This window comes from Elusimicrobiota bacterium (assembly GCA_041660925.1).
In the GTDB taxonomy this organism is placed as follows: domain Bacteria; phylum Elusimicrobiota; class Elusimicrobia; order UBA1565; family UBA1565; genus JBAZUV01.
Map to the genome: position 1 here is coordinate 68,097 of JBAZVI010000005.1, position 21,665 is coordinate 89,761.

Below are 21,665 nucleotides of genomic sequence, written 5' to 3' on the forward strand. Positions count from 1 at the left end.
GGATGAAAGTTCCCTGGCGCGGTGCACTAGCAACCTGAGGTTCCAAATTGGCACCTCAAGTTCATGGCGTGGGGTCTGGAACTTGGAGGTATGCGCGAACGGATGCGCATACCTCCAAGTGGCGCCTCGACCCACCCGCCCACCTGTTACGGCAACCGGTAGCCGCTCAGGTACTGGAGATTGGCGGCGACGACGGGCGATTTCATGTTCGAACTGACCCGGCTGGAATCCCAAGGTTTGATGTTGCAATCTGCAACATCAAAAGCGGGCCGCGGCGGCTGCTAGTGGAACGGAAGCTCTACCACCTGGCCGGAGCGGAGGAAGACGAGTTCGACGGAGGGGAGCTCGCCGAGGGCTTGGTGGACGGCGGAGGCGTAGGCGCGGGCCTGGGGTTTGTAGCGCTCGGCATGCGCCGCGAGGGCCCCCCTGGACCCCGCGGCACTGGCCGAGCGGTGCACGTCCGCGGCCTGCGCTTTGTCGGCCGTGCCGGTCTTGTAGTCGGCGACGCGGAGCTTGCCGTCCTTGCGGTAGAGCAGGTCGATGCTGCCGCGCAGGACGGAGCCCTCGTGCGCCGCCACGAAGGGCAGCTCGCGCGCGAGGATCTCGACCTTTGCCAGCTCCTTGGCGAAAGCCGACGCCAGGAACTTCTCCAGAAGGGGTCGGCATTCGTCCGCCAGGGCTTTGGGGTCGGCGGCGGGATGGCGGGCGAGGATGAGCCGGACGGCCTCGGCCAGGGAGGGCTCGAGCTTCCCCCCTCCTTTATAATCCCAACCCTCGAGGAACTTGTGGCAGATGTCGCCCACCAGGGCGGCCTGGGCGCGTACGGCGCTCAGTTCGCGCTCCTCGGAGGCGGGCCGCTTGGGAAGCTCCTTTAATGCGTCCGTCGGCGTGATAAAAAGCTTCTTTGCGGAAAGCGCCCCGCATTCCTCGGCGCGCAGGGACCAGGCCTTCGCCAGGGCTTTGCCGTCGGGCTGGCGCTTCTTCCCCTCGGGGAGGGCGGGCTCTTCGGTGGACTTGTAGGCGGCCGTGAGATACTGGGGCTCGAGCTTGACCCCGTCCACCCCGAGCACGAGCGGCTGTTCCCCCTTGGCCGGCCAGAAGCCGGCCTCGCGCAGGATGCCGGCGAAGCTGCGGGTCTGTTTGGCCTGGGCGACGCCCATGAGCACGAGGTGCTCCTTCGCGCGGGTCATGGCGACGTAGAGCAGGCGCAGGGCCTCGCGCTCCTCGCGCTCCCGGCGGGAGGCGTCGATGCGGTGCCAGGCGAGGTCGGTGCGGCGGCCGAGCGCGAGGCCGACGGTGCCCTCGTACCAGTCGGACTGGCACTCGCTCTCGTCGCCGCCGCCGGAGGGCGGGTTGCGCGAGAGCTCGGGCAGGAGCACGACGGGGAATTCGAGGCCCTTGGCGCGGTGGATGGTGAGCACGCGCACGGCGTCGAGCCCGTCGTCGGCGAGCGGGCTCTCGCCCTCGCGGGCCGCGTCGCGCATCGAGCGTGCGACCGCGCCGATGAACTCGCGCAGGGTGAGACCCGAGTCCTCGCTGGCCTCGGCGGCCATGCGGCGGAACTTGAGGAGATTGGCGAGCGTCTGCTCGCGATGGTAGACGGCCGAGAGCGCTTCGAGCAGGAAGCTGCGCTCGAGTACGAGGCCGACGAAGTCGCCCAAGGGCTCGCGGCCGGCGCGCTCGCGCAGCTCGCGCAGGACCTTGAAGAAGGAGGCGAGCCGGCGCTTGGTCTGATTCGGGATCTCCGCCTTCACGGGGTCCTTGTCGTAGCGGAGTTCGCGGGCGCGGCTCAGGGCCAACAGTTCGTCGTCGTCGATGGCGGCGAGCGGCGAGCGCAGCAGGCCGGCGAGCGCGACGCGGTCCTCGGGGTCGTCTAAGACCCGCAGGAGGTTCACGAAGTCGACGACCTCCTGGGTGCCGAAGAAGTAGCCGTCGGCCTCGACGACGAAGGGGATACCGGCGTTCTTGAACGCGTCGAGGTAGGCGCCCATGGGCCGGGTCGTGCGCAGGAGCAGCGCGACATCGCGGAGATGGAACTTCCCCTCGTTCTTCCCGATGATGCAGTTCCTGAGGATCCAGTCGGCGCACCAGCGCGCCTGCGCCCAGCTCGCGGGCTCGGTCTTGGCCTCGTCCTTGCCCTCCTCGGGCAGGACGAGCGCCAGCTCGAGGCCGGGGGCGCGCGGCTCGTCGCCCGCGGGCCGCTCGTAGATCTCCTTGTAGGGCGGCTGGAGCCCGGGCTCGGCGACCAGCACGCGCGAGAACACCGCGTTGACCGGCGCGATGATGCCCTTGTGGCTGCGGAAGTTGGTCTGCAGGTCGCAGCGCTCGGCGCCCTGGTTGATGAGCGCGGCCGTGAAGCCCTCATAGGCGCGGATGTCGGCGCCGCGGAAGCGGTAGATGCTCTGCTTGGGGTCGCCGACCACGAAGAGCCGGCCGGGGCCGAAGTGGATGTGCCCCCAGTCTTTGGCGTGATGCTTCGGCTCCTCGCCGAGGAAGAGCAGGAGCTCGCCCTGGAGCGGGTCGGTGTCCTGGAACTCGTCGATGAGCAGGGCCGCGAAGCGCTCTTTTAAGGCCTCGCGCACCTCGCGATGGTCGCGCACGAGGTCGCGGGCCTTCACCAGCAGGCCGTCGTAGCCGATGTACCCGCGGCGCAGGTAGCCCTTGCGGAACTCGTCGGCGAAGGGCAGGACGAGCTCGAGGCCCTTTTTGACGAGCAGTTCGGCCTCGGGCGAGGCGTTCTCCGCGAGCGCCCAGCCCTCGGCATAGACCTTCTCGGCCTCGGGGTCCTCCCAGTTCGACGGCCACTTGCCGTGCTTGAAGGCGCGGTAGACGGGCAGGTCGGGGAGCTTCTCGTCTTTCTCGAGGCGATGAGCGAAGTCCTCGAGGAAGGCGGCGATGGGCGGCAGGTTTTCGCGGATGGCGCCGCGCGGCTTGGGCCGCTTGAGCTTGGGATCGTCCAGGTGTTTGAAGTCGTGGGCGAGCTTCCTCAAGCTCTCGCGCATGGCGGGCGTCGTGGAGAGCCCGGCCTGGCGCATGCCCTCGGAGGACAGCACGCGGGCGAGGGCGGCGAGCTCTTCTAAGCTCGCGTGGGCGAGGACCTCGAGCCAGAGCGCCTTGCGCGAGGGATGCTCGCCCAACTCGCGGTCGAGCCAGCGCGCCCACTCGGCCTCGAAGAGCTCGTCGAAGGTCCCTCCCTCGTCGACCTCGAAAGACGGGTCGACCCCGGCCTCGAGCGGGTAGCGGCGCAGAAGCTGGGCGGCGAAATGGTGGATGGTGCCGATGTTGGCCCGGTCCATCTCGCGCAGGGCGGCCTCGGCCATGGCGCGCACGCGCTTCTCATCGGCGTTGAAGGCGGTCTTGGCGTCCTTGAGCCAGAGCTCGGCGACCTTCCGGCGCGCGGGCGGCAGCTCGCGGCCCTCGAGGTGGGCGAGCGTGTCGAGCAGGCGCGTGAAGAGCCGGTCCTTGATCTCGCCGGCCGCCTTCTCGGTGAAGGTGAGGGCGACGATGCGGGTGAGCTCGACGCCTTCGCCCTTCCCGCCGCCGGCGAGCAGGGTGAAGAGGAACCGGTCCGAGAGCAGGGTCGTCTTTCCGGTGCCTGCCCCGGCCTCGACGACCGTGTTGGCCCCGAGGTTCAGGCGCGCGCGCTTGCGGGCTTCCGCGTCTTTCACGCGTGCGCCTCCTCTTCGGTTCTTTTCACTTTTCGGCCGGCGATCTCATCCTTGTCGTAGACCCGCGCGAGCCGCTCGGCGCGGCGGCGGCTGGCGGGGTGCGCCTTGCGGCAGAGCGCGCCGAAGGGGCAGTACTCGCAGTGCCCGAAGCGGCCCTCGGCGGGGCTGATGAAGAACTCGCCGCGGGCCATGCGCTGGGCCATAGCCGCGAGCTCGACGAGGAGGTCGGCGCGGGCGCGCGCGTAGTCCTCGGCGCTGAAGCGCTGGATCCAGTCGATGCCGACGCGGTCCAAGCCGCCCTCGATGATGAGGAGCTCGGCGCCGTAGTGCGCGCCCTCGCCCTTGGGCGCCCAGGCGGACTGCGCGAGGAGCTCCTGGTAGATCGCGGGCTGGAGGTTCTCGAGCTTCACGACCTTGTTGTAGAGCTTCTCGGTCGAGCGGGGCCAGCGGGTCTTGTAGTCGACGATGCGGGAGTGCCCGCCGCCCAGGTCGACGCGGTCGGCCCGGCCGTGCAGGCGCAGAGCGCCGCCGCGGCCCTCGAGCTCGACCTCGAAGCGGGCGGGGTGCAGGCCGAGCTCGCCTAAGAGCTCGAGGTCGCGCTTCACGAAGTCCTTGAGCCAGACGCTCATGCGGCGCCGGGCGGACTCCCAGAGCAGCGGATAGACGCCGAGCGTGCGCCAGTCGTGCTCCTTGAAGGCCGCGTCGATGGTCTCATCGAGCGTCTTCTCCCAGCCGCGCAACGCACCCTCTCCCCGCCCCTCCCCCTCTCGAGGGGGAGGGTGGTGTTCCCAGAACCTCTCATCGAGCAGGCGCTTGTAGAAGCGCTCGAGCACCTCGTGGTAGAGCTTGCCGCGCGCCTGGGGCGTGAGCTGGCCGCGGTCGGAGGGCTCGTCGCCGGGGTCGAGGCCGAGCACGCGGTCGGCGAAGAACTTGAAGGGGCAGGTCGCGAACTCCTCGAGCGCGCTCGGCGAGAAGCCGCACTCGCCGCAGCTCTCGTTGAACTCGGGGCTCACGACGCCGACGGCGTCCATGCGGCCGGGCTTGCCCTCGCCCTTGAGCGCGAAGGCGTGCTCGTGGGCGGCGACGCAGAGCTCCTCTTCCAGGCCCAGCGCGGCGTAGAGCGGCCGGGTCTTCTCGCCGCCGCGCTCGGCCAGGACGAGCGCCTCCTTGGGCGTGAGCGCGGCGGGCGGCATGGACTCGAGCTTGGCGGGCAGGGGCCGGGGCGTGCGCTCGAGCTCGGCCTTCTCGAGCTCGAGCCCGCAGGCCTCGAGCAGCTCGCGCAGGTACGGCGAAGGGACCTGCGCCTTGCCGGCGTCGTCCGAGCGGGCGTAGACGCAGTAGAGCTTCTCGCGCGCGGAGCCGACGAGCAGGGTGAAGAGCAGGCGCTCCTCTTCATAGCCCTCGGCGAGCTTGCCGTGCAGCCAGAAGCCGGCGGTCTGGCGCAGGGCGGAGCGCACGTCGTCGGGGAGCAGGGGATCCTCGCGCGCCTGACGCGGGAACATGCCCTCCTCGAGCCCGAGGAGGAAGAGCGCGCGGAAGCTCTCGCCGCGCGCGTCCATCGCGTTGAGGAGGCGCACCCCGGCGTTGGGAGGGGCCGGGTCGAGGGAGGCGCGGCGGAGCTTCTCCTCGAGCGTGTCGAGGAAGTCCTCCCAGAGGCGGGGCGAATCGGGACCCTTCGCGCCCGGCCCCCCCGCCCCGCCTCCCCTCACCCCCAGCCCCTCTCCCTCGTGGAGGGAGAGGGGTGTGAGGGTGTCGAGGGCGTCGTAGGCGGTGAGCTCGTCTAAAGCGGTGAGGACGGCCTCGTAGGCGGGCCGGCCGGGGTCGTCGGCGGGCACCGCGAGGTGGCGCTCGAGCAGCATCCGCGCGAAGGCGGCGCGCTCGGTCCAGCGGTCGAGCTTGTGGGCTTTGTCGAAGTCGTCGCGCAGGCCGGCGACGAGCTTCCAGAGCGCCGCGTTGTCGGCGGCAGGGAGCAAACGAGCTCCCTGCCGTTGTTCTTCGGAATCCAGAGGAAAATCGCGATTCGCCCAATGTGCGAGCTTGCCCTCCCACTGCAGCCAGCCCGAGTGCACGCCGAGCCGGGCGATGAGCCGCTTCCAGCTCCAGAGCAGCGCGCGGCCCTCGTGCTCGCCCTCGTGCGCGTCGAGGCGGAAGTAGGGCGACTCGAGGAGATCGAGGACGGCGGAGGCGGGGTAGTCGCGCTTCTCGAGGGTGAGGAGCACGAGCGCGAGCCGCGCGGCGGGGTGGCGCAGGACGGGGCCGCCCTCGGGCGTCCAATAGGGGACGGCGTGCTCGGCGAAGACCTCCTCGGCGAGCGCGCGGAAGGGCTCGAGCGTGCGGGCGGCGACGCCCATGTCGGCGAAGGGCACGCCCTCCTCGTCATGGAGGCGGCGCAGCTCCTTGGCCGCGCGCCAGAGCTGGTCGCGCGCGCCCGAGACGCTGTAGAGCTTGAGCGCGGGCTTCGCCGCGCGGCGCAGTCCGTGCTCCTCTCGCCCGTCCTCGAACCTTTCAGCGCCGTGAGGTTCGAGGAGCGGCTCGCCGCGGCGCTCGGGCGAGAAGAGCCGGCCGAGCCCGGTCCCGAGCGCGCTGTCCGCGTCCTCGGGGAGGTACTCGGGCGCGGACTCGGCGCCGTGGAGGTAGGTCTCGACGAAGGGGCGGCAGAAGGCGTAGGCGGGGTGGTCCTTGAGGTACGGGTAGAAGACGGTGACGGGGTGGCTCGCCGCGACCGCGGCGAAGAAGTCGGCCTGCACGCCGGTGAGGTCGTAGAAGCCGTAGTAGAGCAGCTCCCCGTAGCGCGAGAGCGCGCCGGCCCGTCCGTCCTTGACGAGCTCGGCGGCGGCGCGCGGCAGGCCGGAGCCGGGGAGCGCGCCCATCTTCGCGAGCGCGGCGCGGTAGTCGCCGAGCAGCTTGAGGAGGTAGGCGAGCGCGGTCTTGCGCTCGGGGTCGCGGGCGAGGAGGTCGAGCTCGGCGGAGGCCTCGGTCTCGACGCCGGCGTCCGAGAGGTCGCGGATGCTCGCGCGGAAGGCGGCGCCGAGGCCGCGGCTCATCGCGTAGCGCTTCGCCTTGCGCAGGAGCCCGTCGACGAGGCGGTCGTGGAAGAGCGGGTCGCCCACGACGGCGGCGCCGGCCCCGCCGGAAGCCTCGACGAGCTCGGAGGCGAGCGAGAAGAAAGTGTGGAAACGCACGCCCAACAGCGAGAGGCCGTGCTCGACGCAGAGCAGGCGCTCGAGGCGGTCGGCGAGACGGCGGGAGGGCGCCACGACGGCGATCGGGTTCTGCGCGGAGGGCTTGAGCTCGCGCACGCGCGCCAGGAAGGCGCGTTCGAGCCCGGGCTGGAACGGGCCGCAGACGACCTTCACGCGGATGCTCGGCGGGCGGGATTCATGTCGGAGCTGCCTTCGATGGGATTATAGGCTATTGGGATTACGCTAGTTACAGTTCCCTATCTCCCCTTCCTGCGGGAGGGGGCAGGGGGAGGGGGAGCTGCTCTCTCAACTTGAAATGCCAAATTGGCATATCAAGTCAGCGCACCAATCATCGGAGCGGCCGGCCTCATGACGGATAGAACGGCTCGGGTACGGGAATGTTGCATGGAACTTTCGTCGGCTCCGGCGCGTACCCCTATGGGGGGCTCCATGGACAAAGATATCGAAGCCGTCGATCTCGGGCAGAAGATCTATCTCATCCGCGGGCAGAAAGTCATGCTGGACCACGACCTCGCCGCGCTCTACGGCGTCCCCACGAAACGCCTCAACGAACAGGTCCGCCGCAACCGGGAACGGTTCCCTGAGGACTTCATGTTCCAGCTTACGATCGAAGAAGCACGCATTTGGACCGTTTCAAGGTCGCAAAATGCGACCTTGAAGCGGGGAAAGAACATCAAGCACTTCCCGTATGCCTTCACCGAACACGGCGCCGTCATGCTGGCGAGCGTCCTCAGCAGCCCGATCGCCGTACGAGCGAGCATCCAGGTCGTCCGCGCCTTCGTGCGCCTGCGAGACACCCTCTCGCTGCACAAGGAGCTCGCGGCGCAGCTGCGCGAACTCGAGCGCAAGGTCGTCGGCCACGACGCGCGCATCGCGGAGATCTTCGCCGTCATCAAGCGGCTCATGGCGGAGCCCAGGAAGGCTGCGCCCAGAATCGGATTCAAACCGGATTGATGGTGTGGGGTCTGGCGGCGGTTGCTCAGGTTAAGACAAAACAAAGCCCCCGCCGGACGGCGCGGGGGCTGAACTGGCGGAGGGGGTGGGATTCGAACCCACGGAACGGTTTGACCCGTTCACCGGTTTTCAAGACCGGCCGTTTCAACCACTCACGCACCCCTCCAGATCGGATGCTAACGAACGGCGTTGACCGCGGGAAGCTTCGCGCGGCGCAGCGGGACGTCGTACGTGAAATTGAAGAAGCCGACGGGCTTGGGAAGCTCGGCGAAGGTGAGCGCGCCGCTCATGCGCTGGCCCTCGCGCTCGGGCAGGGCGTCGGAGACGAGCTCGCCCTGCGCGACCTCCTTCGCGTCGAAGCGGCAGCCGCGGCTCTTGAGCTCGAGGGAGTCGAGCGAGCGGTCGCGCCACGCGCGGCAGGGTTTGCCCTTGGGCGAGAGCAGCCAGGCGGTGGCGAGATAGCGCTGGAGCCCCTGGCCCTCGCCGGCGTCGTAGAGGTGGAGCTCGAGGCGGCGCGGCGCGATGCGCACGGCGCCGGCGGTCACGACGTAGATGCGCCGGCCGCTCGCGCGGGACTCGTAGAGCCGGGCCGTGGGCCGCGGATCGTCCTTCGTGCAGGTGTAGGGCTGAAAAGGGTTGGAGGAGGGCTTGAGCTCGTAGCAGAAGTAGTTGCCCGCGCTGCGCTCGTCGCGGAGGTTGAAGCTGAGCTCGATGGCGGGCTTCGCGGGCTTGACCGGCCTCGTGTTCACCGCGATGGGGATGCTCTGCACGGCGGCGGCGGTGGAGACGCTCGGCGGCGTCTGTGCGAGCGCGGGCCGCGCGAAGACGAACAGGGCGGCGGCGAGGAGCGCGTTCACGAAGGATCTCCCCCCGGGCGGGAGGAGGGCCGGCGCGTGATGTAGTCGTCCGCCTCCTCGTCCTCGGGCGTGAAGGTCTCGAACTCGTCGATGGCGAAGACGGGCTTGCCCTGCACGCAGCCGACGAAGACGGCATAGATGAGCGCGCGGTCGCCGACGACGAGGTCGGCCTGCATGGGCTCGATGAGGCCCTCGGGCACGGGCAGCCAGAGCGGACGCTTGCCCTCCGAGAGCGAGATCTCCTTCTTGTAGCGCGGGGCGGCGTCGGGGTCGCCGATCTGCTTCGTCCAGCGCTTCATGAGCTCGTAGCGCGCGGGAGGCGTGTCGCGCAGACTCCCCTGATAGACGAGCTCGGCCGAGAAGAGCCGGTCCTTGATGAGCGGCTTGGCCTTGGGGTTCGGCGGGCAGGGCTCCATGCTCACGGCCTTGGCGATGCTCATGAGCGGGTACTGCGTCCTGTCGAAGGGCTCGTCCTCGGCCTTCTGGCCCTCGGGGTTGGGGTCCTGGCTGGGCGGCGGCGCGACGGCCGGCGGCTTGGGCTTCTCGGGCGCCGTCGACTTCGCGGACGCGGCGGGGCAAAGCAGGGCGAGCACGAGGAGGGCGAGCAGGAACGGAAGTTCTACCCTCCCCGCCCCTCGGCGGCACCCCGGCACCAATAGTGCCGCGATCGCGCCATGAGGAAGCCAAGAGCGCGAACTCTCGAGGAGGGAGGGAGAATGAAACGGACCGTTATGGCGTTTCATATTCTCCGAGACCTGCCAGCTCATAGCGCGCGACCTCGCCGACCTCCCTGATCGGGTCGTCCTGCAGGAGCTTGAGCGCGACGACCGCGCGCTCGCCGCCGAGGCGGCCGAGGGCCTGCGCGACGAGGATGCGGCCCTCGCGAGTCTCCTTCTCGAGCCGCGCGCTCAAGAGCGGGACCGCGCGCGGGTCGCCGGCCTTGCCGAGCGCTTCGAGCGCGCGCAGCCGCAGCGGCGACGCGTCATTCTCCACGATTCGCAGGAGATAGTCCAGCGCGTCCTTCCCCCCCCTGGGGCCCAGGCGCAGGAGGTAGTAGGCGGCGAGGATGCCGGTCTCGGTGGGCTCCTTCTCCTCAAGGAGCCAGCCCTCGAGCTTGAGACGGCCGAGGTCCCGGCGTCGGCGCGCGAGGCCGTAGGCGGCGGCGGGCTGGACCTGGGCCGGCGCCTTCTCGAGCGCGGCGCGCAGCGCGGCCTCGGCGCGCGGCCCCCCGTACTCGCCGAGCGCCTCGAGCGCGGCCTGCGCGAGGCCGGGCTTGGGGCTCTCGGCGCAGCGCAGCAGCCAGTCCTGCGAGCCCTTGTCCTTGAGCGCGGCGACGCCGGCGACCGCGCGCTCGACGACGACCTCGTCGTCGTCGAGGAGCCCGCGGCGCAGCGCGGGGAGCGCGGCGGGGTCCCTCGTCTCGGCGAGCGCGTCGAGGATGCGCTCGCGCAGGACCGTGAGCTGGGGCGGCAGGCCGGCGGCCTTGAACTTGGCGCTCTCGAGGTAGTCCCAGGCGCGCAGCAGGGCCTTCATCGGCTCCCTGCCGCCGTGCCGGGAGAGCGAGAGGGCGATGGCGGCGCTCTCCTCGGGGGAGGCGTTGGGGACGTCGAAGAGGCGGATGAGCGCGACCCGGGCCTTCGGGTCGCCGCCGACGCCGAGCGCGCGCAGGACGAGGAGGCGCTCGGAGCCCTGCGCCGTGTCGAGCGCGGAGAGCAGCGCGCGGGAGCTCCCGGCGCTCAGGGGGAGCGCGAGCGAAAGGAGCGTCAGGATGAGGAGCGGCCGCGCGGGCATCGCTCAGCCCTGGTTGGGGAGGATGGCGACGGGGCTCCAGGTGAAGAAGCCCTTGCGGCGGAAGAGGGCCTGACCCTCGATGGCGATCTCGGCGCCGTCGCGGAACTCGGAGCCCTTGGCCGCCATCTGCCCGACGACGGCCATGCGCCGCACGAGCTCCTCGCGCTGCTCGGGGGTGAGGGCGCCGAGCGTCTCGCCCTGGGCGAGCTTGATCTTCGCCTGGAACCAGCAGTGGTAGCCCGTGGACTTGGGCCCGGCGAACTTGAAGCCGGGGGTGCCCTTGAACTCGACGACCTGCGCGGCGGGGCCGAGGAAGAGCTCGAGGGCCTGGCGCGACTCGGAGGTCCGCGGCGCCGGGACGCAGCCTGAGAGCGCCGCGCAGAGGGCGGCGACGGTCAGGACGGCGGCGGGGGTCTTCATAAGGGCTCTCCTTGCGGCGCTCCGTCGAGTATAGACGCCGGCGGCCCGCCTTGTCAACGCGCGCGGGCGCGCGCGTTTTATTTTATTAGCTACAATCCTCCTCATGCCTCGGAACGAAGGCGAGAGCCTCGACCTCCTGCTGGAAGCGGGTAATCTGCTCTCCTCCAAGCTGGACCTCCGCGAGCTGCTCCCCATCGTCATGGAGCTGGCCTCCCGCGTCGTCGACGCGGAGACGGCCTCGCTGCTCCTGCTGGACGCGAAGACCGAGGAGCTCTACTTCGACGTGGCGCTCGGGCTCGACCCCGAGGTGGCGAAGATCCGGCTCAAGAAGGGCCAGGGCATCGCCGGCGCCTGCGCGGCCGACGGGAAGCCGGTCATCGTCAACGACGTGGCCCACGACCCGCGCTGGGCCAAGGTCATCGACCAGAGCTCGGGCTTCAAGACCCAGTCGGTGCTCTGCGCGCCGATCATCCTCAAGGGGAAGCTCCTGGGCGTCGTCGAGGCCATCAACTCGAACACGGGCACGTTCACCGACACCGACGTCCGCATCTTCAACGCCTTCGCCTCGCAGACGGCCGTCGCCATCGAGAACGCGCGGCTCTTCGCCGCCCTGAGCGAGGAGAAGGCCAAGCTCGACACCCTCCTCGACGAGATCGCCGACGCCGCGGTGCTCAGCGACCGCGCGGGCCGCATCCTGCTGGCCAACGCGGCGGCGAAGAAGCTCTTCTCGGGCGAGAAGGGCTCCGCCCCGGCCGACGTGTTCGCGGCGACCCGGGGGATGTCGGCCTGCCCGCCGCTCGGCAACCTCCTCGAGGGAGAGAGCCAGGCGGTGCCCTTTGAGATCGTCCGCAAGGACCCGCAGCTCCTCATCCTCGCCGGCACGGTCTCGGCCATCCAAACGGAAGGCCCCGACGGCGAGAAGCGCGAGTGCCGCGTCTTCGTCTTCCGCGACGTCACCGAGCTCCGGCGCGAGGAGGGGCTCAAGCGGAACTTCCTCTCGCTCATCTCGCACAAGCTCAAGACCCCGCTGGTCACGGTCGTGGGCTACGGCTCGCTCCTGGCCGACGAGCTCAAGGACAAGGTCCCGGCCGACTCCCTCAAGGCCCTCCACACGATCCGCCAGCAGGGCAGCAAGCTCGCCAACCTCGTCGAGAAGCTCCTCAACTACACGACGCTCGAGGACCTCGACACCCGCATGCTCGACGCCGAGCCCTTCCCGGTCGACGAAGTCCTCACCGCCGCGGTCAAGGACCTCGACGTCTGGCTCAAGGACAACGACGGGGCCGCCCTCGTCGAGGCCGGCTCGGGCCTCCAGGCGATGGGCGACTCGCTGCTCATCAAGGACGCGGTCAAGAACCTCGTCGAGAACGGCGTGAAGTTCGCGCCCCGGGAGAAGCGCAAGGTCGCGCTCTGGGCCGTGCAGGGCAAGGACCGGACCATCGAGCTCAACGTGCGCGACACGGGCCCGGGCATCCCGCCCGAGGAGCGCGAGAAGGTCTTCCGCCGCTTCTACCAGATCGAGAGCTCCTTCACCGGCCAGGTCGACGGCTGGGGCCTGGGCCTCTCGTTCGTCAAGAAGGTCGTCGAGAAGCACGGCGGCGAGGTCCGCATCGACTCCCGGCCGGGCGCGGGCACCACGATGACCCTCGTGCTCCCGCAGGCCGAGTCATGATCGACGCGGCCACCCTGAAGTTCTCGGACTGGGCGCCGGCGCTCACGGGCGGCGAGCACGCCGAGGCCTTCCTCGAGGACAGCGTCGGCAACTCGCTCCACTACGAGGACGGCCGCCTCCAGGAGGTCGCCTCGGGCTCCGACCGGGGCGTGGGCCTGCGCTACCTGCGCGCGCTCGGCGACGACCGTTTCGAGACCCTCCACGGCTCGCTCAACGAGCTCGAGCCGGGTTCGGCGCGCGCGCTGGCCGACCGCCTCCTCGAAGGCATGCCGCGCCGCGAGGCGCCGCCCGGCAAGCGCATCGAGTCCTTCCCGCACCGCGTGCGCCGCCACCCCTTCGACGTGCCCATGGAGGAGAAGGTCGCCCTGCTCGCGCGCGCCGACCGCGCCGTGCGCGAGGACTTCCCGCACGTGCGCCAGGTCAGCCTCATCTACGCCGAGCGCATGCGCCGCTTCGCCATCCTCGATTCCGAGAGCGGCTTCCGCATGGGCGAGCGGGCGGTCTCCCTCTACGCGGTGACCGTCACCGCCGAGAAGGACGGCCTCCTGCAGAGCGGCTACGAGGTCGTCGGCGGGCTCAAGGGCTACGAGCTCTTCGACGACTACTCCCCCTTCGCGGCCGCGCGCACGGCCGCCGCGCGGGCGGTGGCGAAGCTCTCGGCGCCGACCGCGCCGGCCGGCGAGATGCCGGTCGTGCTCGCCTCCTCGGCGGGAGGGACCTTCATCCACGAGGCCATCGGCCACTCGCTGGAGGCCGACCACATCCAGGAAGGGACCTCCCCCCACTACGCGGGCCTGCGCGGCAAGCAGGTCGCCGCCGAATTCATCACCATCATCGACGACCCGACGCTGCCCTACGCGCGCGGCTCCTACGCCTTCGACGACGAGGGGGTCCCGGCGGCCCCGACGACGGTCATCGAGAACGGCGTGCTCAAGGACTACCTCTACGACCGGCTCACGGCGCTCAAGGACGGCCGGCGCTCCAACGGGCACGGCCGGCGCGAGAGCTTCCGCCACCGCCCCATCCCGCGCATGTCGAACCTCTACATCGCGCCCGGGAAGGACAATCCGAAGGCCATCCTGCGCTCCATCGAACGCGGCCTGCTCGTCACGAAGATGGGCGGCGGGCAGGTGAACACGGCGACGGGCGAGTTCCTCTTCGGCGTCGACGAGGGCTACCTCGTGGAAGGCGGGAAGGTGAAGCATCTGGTCCGCGACGCGAACCTGCTCGGCGCGGGGCCGGACGTCCTGCGGTCCATCGACATGCTCGGCTGGGACATCGGCTGGGGCATCGGGACCTGCGGGAAGGAAGGGCAGGGGGTGCCGGTCTCGGACGGGCAGCCGACCCTGCGCATCCCCAAAGTCGTCGTCGGCGGAAGGGAGGAAGCATGAAGCGATTGATCCTGAGCGCCCTGGCGCTGTCCCTGGCGGGCGGCGCGTTCGCGATGGGACGCACGCCGCCCCGCGAGGGGGCTGCGCCGACGAAGAAGGACGAGCCGGCGAAGAAGGAGGCCCCGATGGAGAAGAGCACCGACATCACCGCGACGGCGTCGCCGTCGGTCTGGAAGGGCCCGCACAGCGGCATCAACGACCTGACCGCCTTCGTCATCGAGGACCCGTCCAACTGGGAGAAAGTCTGGAAGGACTACATGAAGCGCGAGGTCCCGAAGGTGGACTTCACGAAGCACTTCGCGGCCTGCGTGTTCCTCGGCCTGCGCCCGACCGGCGGCTTCGGGGTGGACTTCCTCTCGCCGCTGATGGACGCGGGCACCGTCACGATCCGCTACCGCATCCATGCGCCGGGGGGCGGCTCGTTCGTGACCCAGGCGTTCACGACGCCCTTCGCGGTCCAGCTCTACAAGAAGACCGGCCGCGCGGTGAAGCTCGTGGAAGAGAAGAAATAGTGCCCGCGGGAGCGCCGCTCGTCCTGGCGCTCCTGCTCGCCCCCTCGCCGCTCTCGGCGCAGGAGGGCCGCGCGGTCGTCCGCGACCTGCCGGCACGCGCGTCGGCGGCCGCCCCCGCGCCGACGGCCCCTCCCGCCGCGAAGCCCGCCCCGAGAGAGCGCAGCGAATCGAGGGGCCCGTCCAAGCCGAAGTCCAGGTCGAAGCTCCCGAAGCCGCGCACGAGCCCGGCCGCGCCCAGGGAGGCGCTCTGGAAGCCGGTGGGCTCCTCCCTGCTCTTCTACGCCGACGGCGCGCCGACCGTCGAGCTCGGCAACGGGGTCTGGGACGAGGAGAAGGACGGGACGATCGACCGGCGCACGGCGCGCGGCGGCGTCTCGAAGGACCGGCGCTTCGCCTGGCACTGGGTGAAGCTCGAGAAGATCCGCAAGGGCCGCGTCGACGAGACCCTCAACTGGGCGAGCACGCTCAGCTACTACGGCTCCTCCGGGAAGTCCCTCTGGGACGACGAGGGAGCCGAGGCGCCGCCGGGACGCGAGCCGCTGCTGATGAGCGACGACGGCGAGACGGCGGTGGTCTTCGGCCGCCGGGGCCCGAAGTGGCGCATGACCGGCTACAGCTTCACCGGCAACCCGCTGCTCATGGCCGAGCTCGGCGACCGCATCGAGGACGCGCGCATCACGCCCCGGGGGCGCTACGCGCTCGTCGCCTGGGGCCCGATGGACCGGCCGCTCATCTGCTCCTTCTTCAACCTGCAGACGCGCGCCCAGCGCGACGTGGCCGCCGCGACCCTGCCCCCGCTCGAGCAGCTCGCCCTCGGCGACGACGGCGTGCTGAGCTACCACGGGAAGATCGTGCTCCGGCTCAAGCCGTGAACCTCCTCCTCGCGCTGTTCCTCCCCCTCGCCGCCGCAGCCGCGGAGCCGCAGTGGAAACTGGCGGGCTCCTCGCTGCTCCTCGTCGCCGACGGCGCGCCGGCCGTCGAGTTCGGGCTCGGGACCTGGGAGGAGGAGAAGGGCGCGCTCGTGGAGCGGCGCTCCGTGCGCGGCGGCCTCTCGAAGGACGGGCGCTTCGCCTGGCACTGGACGCGCGTCGAGAGCATCCAGCGCCGCCGCGAGGACACGGTGCTCTCCTCATCGAACACCCTGAGCTACTACGGGCGCGAGGGACGCGCGCTCTGGAGCGCGGAGGACGCCGACGCGCCCGCGGGCCGCGCCCCCCTGCTCATGGGCGACGACGGCGAGTTCGCCGTGGTCTTCTCCCGCCGCGACGGCAAGTGGCGCATGAGCGCCTACAGCTTCGCCGGGCGTCCGCTCGTCTCCGCCGAGCTCGACGAACGCCTCGCCGAGACCCGCATGACGCCGAGCGGCCGCTTCGTGCTCGCGGCCTGGAGCCCCCGCGAGAAGCCGCTGATGCTCACCCTGCTCGACCTGCGGACGCGTTCGAAGTGCCAGACCCCGGCGGCCTCCCTGCCCCCGCTCACGCAGCTCGTCCTTACCGAGGACGGCGAGCTCAAGAGCGGAGAGCGCGTCGCCTACCGGTTCAAGCGATGATCCCCCTCGCGCTCCTGCTCCTCCTCGCCTCCCCGGCCCGCGCGGCCGACGCGCCCGACGTGCGCGGCGGCGTCGTGAGCACCGCGGACAGCGAGCTCGCGCGCAAGATGAAGGACATGCTCAAGGAAGACCCCTCGGTCGCCGACGCGCTGGCGCAGCGCCTGCTCAAGTCGAGCCTCGGCGCTCAGATGTCGCAGAAGAAGGACTACGGCTCCGCGCTCGAGGAAGTGCGGGCCTGGATCGTCGAGAACCCGGCCGACGCGGCCTTCCTCGCCGTGGGCTTCTCGCGCGACGACGCCGCCCGCAACCACGAGTTCGAAGACTCGCTCTACAACCGCGTCAGCCGCTTCTTCGCGCTCAACCCGGAGAGCGACAAGGGCATCATCGGGCGCCTCAAGGCCGCGGGCCGCGAGAGCCAGTTCCTCTCCAAGCAGAAGGACATGGATGACGACGAGCGCCGCGAGCTCCTCCAGAAGATGTTCGAGGGGAACTCGGGAGCGCAGGGCCGCGTGAAGTCGAAGGGCGAGGGCAAGGAGGGCGGCGGCAAGCCCGAGGACCCGCCGCACGGGACCTCCTACGCCGGCGACGCGCTCTACGACCGCCTCCACGCGGGAAACCCGACCGGCTACTCGCCGCAGGTCCAGGCCCTCCAGAGCGAGCTCAACCGCCTGGCCGTGCCGGGCGCGCCGAAGCTCATCGAGACGGGCAAGCTCGACGCGGCGACGCTGCGCCACCCCTACTACGCGCTGGCCCGCGACGCGGGGACGCTCGACGCGACCTGGCGCGCCCAGCGCGCCTGGTGGAACGCGAAGGCGCTCGGCGAGGAGAAGCGCTGGAGCCCCGCGCAGCTGCAGGACCCGAAGGTGCAGGACGCGCTCGCGCGCCGCGCCGCCGGCCGCGCGGTCCCCGACTCCTTCGAGCGCCGCCGGCGGGCGCTCGAGCGCCTCAACGCCTCGATCGCCGCCTTCGAGAAGGCCGCGCAGAGGGCCGCTTCGCCGCGCGCCATCACGAAGGGCCTGCTCGAGGAGCTCTCCGAGCTGCGCCGCGACGCCGCGCGCTGGGTGAGCATCACCGCCCTCGAGGAGGACGCGGCGCGCTACGAGCAGCTCAAGGACTTCTACTCCCCGGCGCTCGTCGCCGCCGTGCGCCGCTGCCCGCAGCCCGCCGAGCAGAAGGACCGCTTCCTGACCCGCGGCGTCGAGCTGCAGGGGAAGCTCGACGCGACGATGAACCTCGCGCGCCAGGCCGGCGACCTGCTCCGCCGCGACACCGACCCCTCGACGCTCGCGGCCGCCGCCGCGCTGGTCAAGGCCGAGCGGGCCAGCGGCCGCGCGCTGGGCGAGTGCGTGACCCGCTACACCGACGTGCCGCAGATGTGCGCCGCGGCCCAGGGCGCCGGCTCCGGCCTGCGCGCGCGCCTGGAGGCCCTCGCGGCCCGCTTCCTCCCCAACACCGGCTTCGGCCGCCGCCTGCGCGAGCGCGTGCGCGCCCGGCGCGAGCTCGACGGCGCCTTCCAGCGCATCGTCGTCACCGGGTTCCCCGATTAGGGGTCCCTCTCACAGGGGAACCTTAACTCCCCCTCCGGCCTCCCCCCGAGGGGGGAGGAGATAAGGAATAACGTCCCCCATAGGGAACTTTTCCGGCGGCTCGCGCGTAACCCGGGGGTGAGCGTCCTTCTCGCCTTCGCCGCCGCGCTGGCGGCCCTGCCATGCGCGGCCTACTGGGTGCCGGCGCCGCCCCCTCCGGGCGCGCTGGTCAAGGAGTACGACGCGGAGAAGGTGAAGCGCATCGACCTGCGCGCGGACGCCGGACTCGTGCGCCTGGAGCCGGTCACGGGGCCGCTCCTGACGGCGATCGTCGTGCGTCGCGACGCGGGGACCTGCCGGGTCGAAGCCTTCTTTCGGGAGGGCCGGCTGACCCTCTCCGTCGTCGAGAAAGCCCCCGCCTCCCCGCTCGGCGGCGCCGGACGCTGCCCGGCGGAGCTCACCCTGCGCCTGCCCCGCGCCGTCGAACTGAGCGCGGCGACCGGCTCGGCCCCCATAGAAGGAGAGGCGCTCAAGGGCCCCGTCCGCCTGCGCACGGGCAGCGGGAGCGTGCGCCTGCTCTGGGAGACGGCACCCCGCGGTCTCGTCGAGGTCGAGACCGGCTCCGGCCGCGTCGAGCTCGTCTTCCCCTCCGGTACGCGGGCCGACGCTTCGCTCGCCTCCGGCTCGGGCGCGGTCTTCGACGAGCTGACGCCCGACCGCCGGGCGAAGCTGCGCGTTCGGGTGCGCAGCGGGTCGGGCGACGTGGTCATGAGGTAGGAACTCCCCACATCAGGAACACGCCAGCTATAGTTCATTACTGCGTCCCCCCTCGGGGGGACCTCAGGGGGGAGAATCCTTGAACGACGACTCTCCCCCCTCCCTGCCCTCCCCCGTGGGGGGAGGCAATAGGGAAGAACATCCCCCATAGCATGGAACTTTTCGGGCCCCTCGCGCGTATACCGGATATGGAAACCTGGGTGATCTTCGACCGGAAGACGGACTACCGCAGCCTCGCCGCCCTGCTCATCCGGCGTTCGTCCGAACTCTCGGGGGCGGAGCTTCCGCATGACCCGGCGCCATGGCGAGCGGAAAGGAACTGAGGGCCCCATCCGGCCCCGGACCCGGGATCGGCCCGCGCGCGGGCCGCCGCGGACGGCCGGGCGCGGAAGCGGGGGAGACCCGTGAGCCGAGGAGGTGGACGCGATGACCGACAGTGAACTGAGGGGACGGGCCGCCGAACTCATCGTCCGGGCCTGGCGGCTCGCGCGGAGGGCCCGGCCGGACGGGAGCGGCGGGGAAGCCGGGCGCGAGGGCTTCCCTATGCGCAGCGGGGGGCGGCTGGCCGAAGGGGACTGAGGTCCGCGAACGGCGCGGAGGGGCTATGCGCTACGGCTGCAGAGGGCGGGGACGCAGGCGCACGCGGCAGTGGTCGGAGAAGACCGGCAGCATGGACTTGATCTTGGGCATCACGTTCTCGGCGACGCGCTCGCCCGCGTCGATGAGGCGCTTGGCCTGGTGCATCTCCGTCCAGGAGAAGCCCGACAGGTCCGGGTGTATGGTGACGTGCGCGAGCTGGTCGCGCGAGCGGGCGATCTCGTACTCCATCGTGTAGATCATCTGGAAGAAGATCTGGCGCAGGTTCGGGCCCTTGAGGGCGTCGGGCAGCGCGCCCTTGAGCTTCTCGAGCTCGAGAGCGAGGTCGGAGCGGGCGTGGCGCTGCTCGCGCAGGCCGGTCTTGCGCTCCCCGGCCGGCATCGTGAGGTTCACCGCGACGAGCACGTCGGCCCCCATCTGGCTGAGGACGCCGACGGGCACGGGGTCCACGAGACCGCCGTCGACGAGGAAGCGGCCGCGATAGTGGTAGGGCTGGTAGACGAGCGGGATGCCGCAGGAGGAGCGGATGGCCTCCGCGATGCGGCCGTCGCGGAAGACCACGCCCTCGCCGGTCTCGATGTCGGTGGCCACGCAGGCGAAGGGGAGCTCGAGCTCGTGGAACTCCCGGGCGCCGAAGTAGGAGCGCAGGAAGCGCATGAGCGTGGCGCCGGCGAAGAGGCCGGCGCGCGGGACGGTGAGGTCCCAGAAGAGGTTCTCGTAGACCCAGGCCTTGTCGATGCGGGTGGCGATGCCCTCGATCTCCTCGGGCTCGAGCCCGAGCGCGTAGAGCCCGCCGATGAGCGAGCCCATCGAGGTCCCCGAGAGGATGTCGATGGGGATGTGCTCGCGCTTGAAGGCCTTGAGGATGCCGATCAGCGAGAGCCCGAGCGCGGCGCCGGTGCCGAGCGCGAGCCCGACGCGCAGGCGCCCGAGCCGGCGCGCGAGGCGCTCGACGGAAGCCAGCGACCTGGGGGAGCGCATGAGGGCCGTGAAGGGCGCCTCGCCGCCGCGGAAGGCGTCGGCGGCCGCGCCCGTCCAGGGCACGCGCGTGAAGTCGCGGCCGGGCGCGAGGAGGACGTCGGGCGGAGGCTCGGCGCCGAGCCAGAGCGAGTGGATGGCGCGCGGCTCGGGCTGGAAGGCCCGGAGCCGTGCTTCGACGTCCTCGAAGAGCCCCTTGCGCCCGGCGCAGCCGACGCTGAGCCAGGTGTCGGCCTCGTAGAGCACCGAGCGCTCGACGTCTCCGAAGGAGGGTTCGAGCGCGATGACGACGAAGTCGTAGGCGCCGCGCAGCATGTTGACGAGGAGGAAGATGCTGCGGTGCAGGCGCCCGCCGAGCGTCGCCGGCTCCAGGCTCAGCACCGAGAGCCCGGAGGGATGGGCCTGCGCGATCCGCTCGACCAGCGTGGGGTGGTGGAGGTCCTCCTCGCGGAGCATGGCCTCCGTGACGAGCAGCGGCGTCTGCCCCAGCGCGCGCGCGAGGGTCCCGGCGTCGCCGCGCAGGTCCACGAGCAGCACGCGCCGGCGCGTCTGCTCGGCGAGGGCGTGCCCGAGCGCGAGGGTGAAGAGGGTGCGGTCGGCGGCCTCGAGCGCGTCGACGAGGCAGAGCACCTGCGGCTGGAGCTCGGCGGCGCCGGGCTCCCGCTCGCGCGTCTGCTCGAGGAAGCGCGCTGAGAGCGTGCGCGCCATCTGCACGAGCAGCGAGGGCGTCTCGCGCACCATCGCGGCGAAGTCGGCCTGGGCGAGGACGAGGAACTCGGTGGTGGTGTCGAGCTCGGCGGAGAAGCCGCTGGGCTCGCCGGTCAGCAGCTGGGTCTCGCCGAGCGCCTCCCCGGCCCCGACGTAGGCGAGGATCCGCCGGCGGCCCTGCGCCTCGATGCTCAGGCGCACGCGGCCGGAGGTGACGAGGTAGAAGGCCTCGGTCTTGTCGCCCTGGCGGAAGAGGGCCGCGCCGCGGGGCAGGGAGAGGGGCTTCAGGAGCGCGGCGAACTTCGCGAGGTCCTCCGCGGAGAGGTCGCGGAAGAGGGGCACGCGCTTGAGGAACGGGGTCCAGTCCTGCTTCTCGTCCGGCGTCATCCGGCCCCTCGGGATCGATGTAGTATAATCGCCTTCGTCCTACGCGTTACGCGCGCGCGGCCCGTTTTCCTTTCGCGCCGTCCCGCGGGGCGCGCGCGAGACCCTTCACGGCGCAGGCCATGAGCGCGATGACGGTCTTCGAGTCCTTGATCTTCCCGTTCTGGGCCCAGCGCAGGGCCGTCTTGAAAGGGACCTTCCTCGCCTCGATGAACTCATCCTCGTCCGGGGACATGCGCCCGGGCTTCAGGCGGTCGGCGACGTAGATGTGGATGACCTCGTTGGAGAAGGCGGGCGTCGGCCAGTAGGCGATGAGAGGGCGGACGCGGCCGGCGGTGTAGCCGGTCTCCTCGCGCAGCTCGCGCTCGAGACAGGAGAGCAGCTTCTCCCCCTTGTCGAGCTTGCCGGCGGGGAGCTCCCAGGTGGTCTCGCCGACGGGGTAGCGGAACTGGCGCACGAGGACGACGGTCTTCGGGTCCAGGAAGGGGACGACGGCGACGGCGCCCCAGTGGTCCAGGAACTCGCGGGTGGCGTGCTTGCCGTCGGGCATGCGGACGGTGTCCACCCGGAAGGCGACGGCTCGTCCCTGGTGGACGAGCTTCTTGCGCACGCGGCGTTCGACGAAGGATTTCGTCATGCCCCGGATTATATATAGTTCGACAGGATACGCGTCCCCGA

The 21,665-nt window shown here is 71.0% G+C and carries 17 protein-coding genes and 1 tRNA gene; 9 read left to right on the forward strand and 9 right to left on the reverse strand.

Features of this window, described 5'->3' with window-relative positions; all coding sequences use genetic code 11:
- Positions 1–281: 281 nt before the first annotated feature.
- Positions 282–3,668 (reverse strand): UvrD-helicase domain-containing protein, encoded by a 3,387-nt coding sequence (locus tag WC969_08365; protein ID MFA6029852.1) that lies wholly within the window; start codon positions 3,666–3,668, stop codon positions 282–284.
- Positions 3,665–7,024, reverse strand: coding sequence for a PD-(D/E)XK nuclease family protein (locus WC969_08370; GenBank protein MFA6029853.1), 3,360 nt, complete (start codon positions 7,022–7,024; stop codon positions 3,665–3,667). Before WC969_08370 ends, WC969_08365 begins: the two co-directional genes overlap by 4 nt.
- 276 nt (positions 7,025–7,300) lie before the next feature.
- On the opposite strand from WC969_08370, the gene WC969_08375 reads away from it, so the two are divergent.
- Positions 7,301–7,825: an ORF6N domain-containing protein gene (locus WC969_08375; GenBank protein MFA6029854.1), complete on the forward strand. Its 525-nt coding sequence runs from the start codon at positions 7,301–7,303 to the stop codon at positions 7,823–7,825.
- A 74-nt stretch (positions 7,826–7,899) separates the two neighbouring features.
- Here the strand turns inward: WC969_08375 and WC969_08380 are convergent.
- The 5 genes from WC969_08380 to WC969_08400 all read right to left on the reverse strand — a co-directional run bounded on the left by WC969_08380 (position 7,900) and on the right by WC969_08400 (position 10,893).
- Positions 7,900–7,991, reverse strand: a tRNA-Ser gene (locus WC969_08380).
- Positions 7,992–8,001: 10 nt separating this feature from the next.
- The gene (locus WC969_08385) at positions 8,002–8,682 is read right to left on the reverse strand and encodes a hypothetical protein (protein ID MFA6029855.1); all 681 of its coding nucleotides are present in this window, start codon (positions 8,680–8,682) and stop codon (positions 8,002–8,004) included.
- A complete protein-coding gene (locus WC969_08390; GenBank protein MFA6029856.1) occupies positions 8,679–9,275 on the reverse strand; it encodes a hypothetical protein in 597 nt (198 codons plus the stop codon). The genes WC969_08385 and WC969_08390 overlap by 4 nt, the downstream gene beginning before the upstream one ends.
- Before the next feature lie 136 nt (positions 9,276–9,411).
- Positions 9,412–10,473, reverse strand: coding sequence for a HEAT repeat domain-containing protein (locus WC969_08395; protein ID MFA6029857.1), 1,062 nt, complete (start codon positions 10,471–10,473; stop codon positions 9,412–9,414).
- 3 nt (positions 10,474–10,476) lie between these two features.
- The gene (locus tag WC969_08400) at positions 10,477–10,893 is read right to left on the reverse strand and encodes a hypothetical protein (protein MFA6029858.1); all 417 of its coding nucleotides are present in this window, start codon (positions 10,891–10,893) and stop codon (positions 10,477–10,479) included.
- Between the two features lie 103 nt (positions 10,894–10,996).
- On the opposite strand from WC969_08400, the gene WC969_08405 reads away from it, so the two are divergent.
- The 8 genes from WC969_08405 (at position 10,997) to WC969_08440 (ending at position 18,899) form a co-directional block, all read left to right on the forward strand.
- On the forward strand, positions 10,997–12,565 hold the full coding sequence (locus WC969_08405) for an ATP-binding protein (protein ID MFA6029859.1): 1,569 nt from the start codon (positions 10,997–10,999) through the stop codon (positions 12,563–12,565).
- On the forward strand, positions 12,562–13,956 hold the full coding sequence (locus tag WC969_08410) for a TldD/PmbA family protein (GenBank protein MFA6029860.1): 1,395 nt from the start codon (positions 12,562–12,564) through the stop codon (positions 13,954–13,956). Before WC969_08405 ends, WC969_08410 begins: the two co-directional genes overlap by 4 nt.
- Positions 13,953–14,468: a protease complex subunit PrcB family protein gene (locus WC969_08415; GenBank protein MFA6029861.1), complete on the forward strand. Its 516-nt coding sequence runs from the start codon at positions 13,953–13,955 to the stop codon at positions 14,466–14,468. Before WC969_08410 ends, WC969_08415 begins: the two co-directional genes overlap by 4 nt.
- Positions 14,468–15,340, forward strand: a complete 873-nt coding sequence (locus WC969_08420; protein ID MFA6029862.1) for a hypothetical protein — start codon at positions 14,468–14,470, stop codon at positions 15,338–15,340. The genes WC969_08415 and WC969_08420 overlap by 1 nt, the downstream gene beginning before the upstream one ends.
- Positions 15,337–16,017, forward strand: a complete 681-nt coding sequence (locus WC969_08425; protein ID MFA6029863.1) for a hypothetical protein — start codon at positions 15,337–15,339, stop codon at positions 16,015–16,017. Before WC969_08420 ends, WC969_08425 begins: the two co-directional genes overlap by 4 nt.
- Positions 16,014–17,564, forward strand: a complete 1,551-nt coding sequence (locus tag WC969_08430; protein ID MFA6029864.1) for a hypothetical protein — start codon at positions 16,014–16,016, stop codon at positions 17,562–17,564. Before WC969_08425 ends, WC969_08430 begins: the two co-directional genes overlap by 4 nt.
- Positions 17,565–17,681: 117 nt before the next feature.
- Positions 17,682–18,320 (forward strand): hypothetical protein, encoded by a 639-nt coding sequence (locus WC969_08435; GenBank protein MFA6029865.1) that lies wholly within the window; start codon positions 17,682–17,684, stop codon positions 18,318–18,320.
- 426 nt (positions 18,321–18,746) lie between these two features.
- Complete coding sequence (locus tag WC969_08440) at positions 18,747–18,899, forward strand: hypothetical protein (protein ID MFA6029866.1); 153 nt, start codon at positions 18,747–18,749, stop codon at positions 18,897–18,899.
- 30 nt (positions 18,900–18,929) lie between these two features.
- On the opposite strand, the gene WC969_08445 is transcribed toward WC969_08440, so the two are convergent.
- Positions 18,930–20,990, reverse strand: a complete 2,061-nt coding sequence (locus tag WC969_08445; GenBank protein MFA6029867.1) for a patatin-like phospholipase family protein — start codon at positions 20,988–20,990, stop codon at positions 18,930–18,932.
- A 46-nt stretch (positions 20,991–21,036) separates the two neighbouring features.
- Positions 21,037–21,624, reverse strand: a complete 588-nt coding sequence (locus WC969_08450; GenBank protein ID MFA6029868.1) for an NUDIX hydrolase — start codon at positions 21,622–21,624, stop codon at positions 21,037–21,039.
- Positions 21,625–21,665 lie beyond the last annotated feature (41 nt).

Bases quoted from the DNA above. Each gene is read 5' to 3' on its own strand.
- WC969_08405 (MFA6029859.1), top strand. From the start codon at position 10,997: ATGCCTCGGAACGAAGGCGAGAGCCTCGACCTCCTGCTGGAAGCGGGT.
- WC969_08440 (MFA6029866.1), top strand. From the start codon at position 18,747: ATGACCGACAGTGAACTGAGGGGACGGGCCGCCGAACTCATCGTCCGG.
- WC969_08430 (MFA6029864.1), top strand. From the start codon at position 16,014: ATGATCCCCCTCGCGCTCCTGCTCCTCCTCGCCTCCCCGGCCCGCGCG.
- WC969_08375 (MFA6029854.1), top strand. From the start codon at position 7,301: ATGGACAAAGATATCGAAGCCGTCGATCTCGGGCAGAAGATCTATCTC.
- WC969_08445 (MFA6029867.1), bottom strand. From the start codon at position 20,990: ATGACGCCGGACGAGAAGCAGGACTGGACCCCGTTCCTCAAGCGCGTG.
- WC969_08410 (MFA6029860.1), top strand. From the start codon at position 12,562: ATGATCGACGCGGCCACCCTGAAGTTCTCGGACTGGGCGCCGGCGCTC.
- WC969_08415 (MFA6029861.1), top strand. From the start codon at position 13,953: ATGAAGCGATTGATCCTGAGCGCCCTGGCGCTGTCCCTGGCGGGCGGC.
- WC969_08395 (MFA6029857.1), bottom strand. From the start codon at position 10,473: ATGCCCGCGCGGCCGCTCCTCATCCTGACGCTCCTTTCGCTCGCGCTC.
- WC969_08450 (MFA6029868.1), bottom strand. From the start codon at position 21,624: ATGACGAAATCCTTCGTCGAACGCCGCGTGCGCAAGAAGCTCGTCCAC.
- WC969_08400 (MFA6029858.1), bottom strand. From the start codon at position 10,893: ATGAAGACCCCCGCCGCCGTCCTGACCGTCGCCGCCCTCTGCGCGGCG.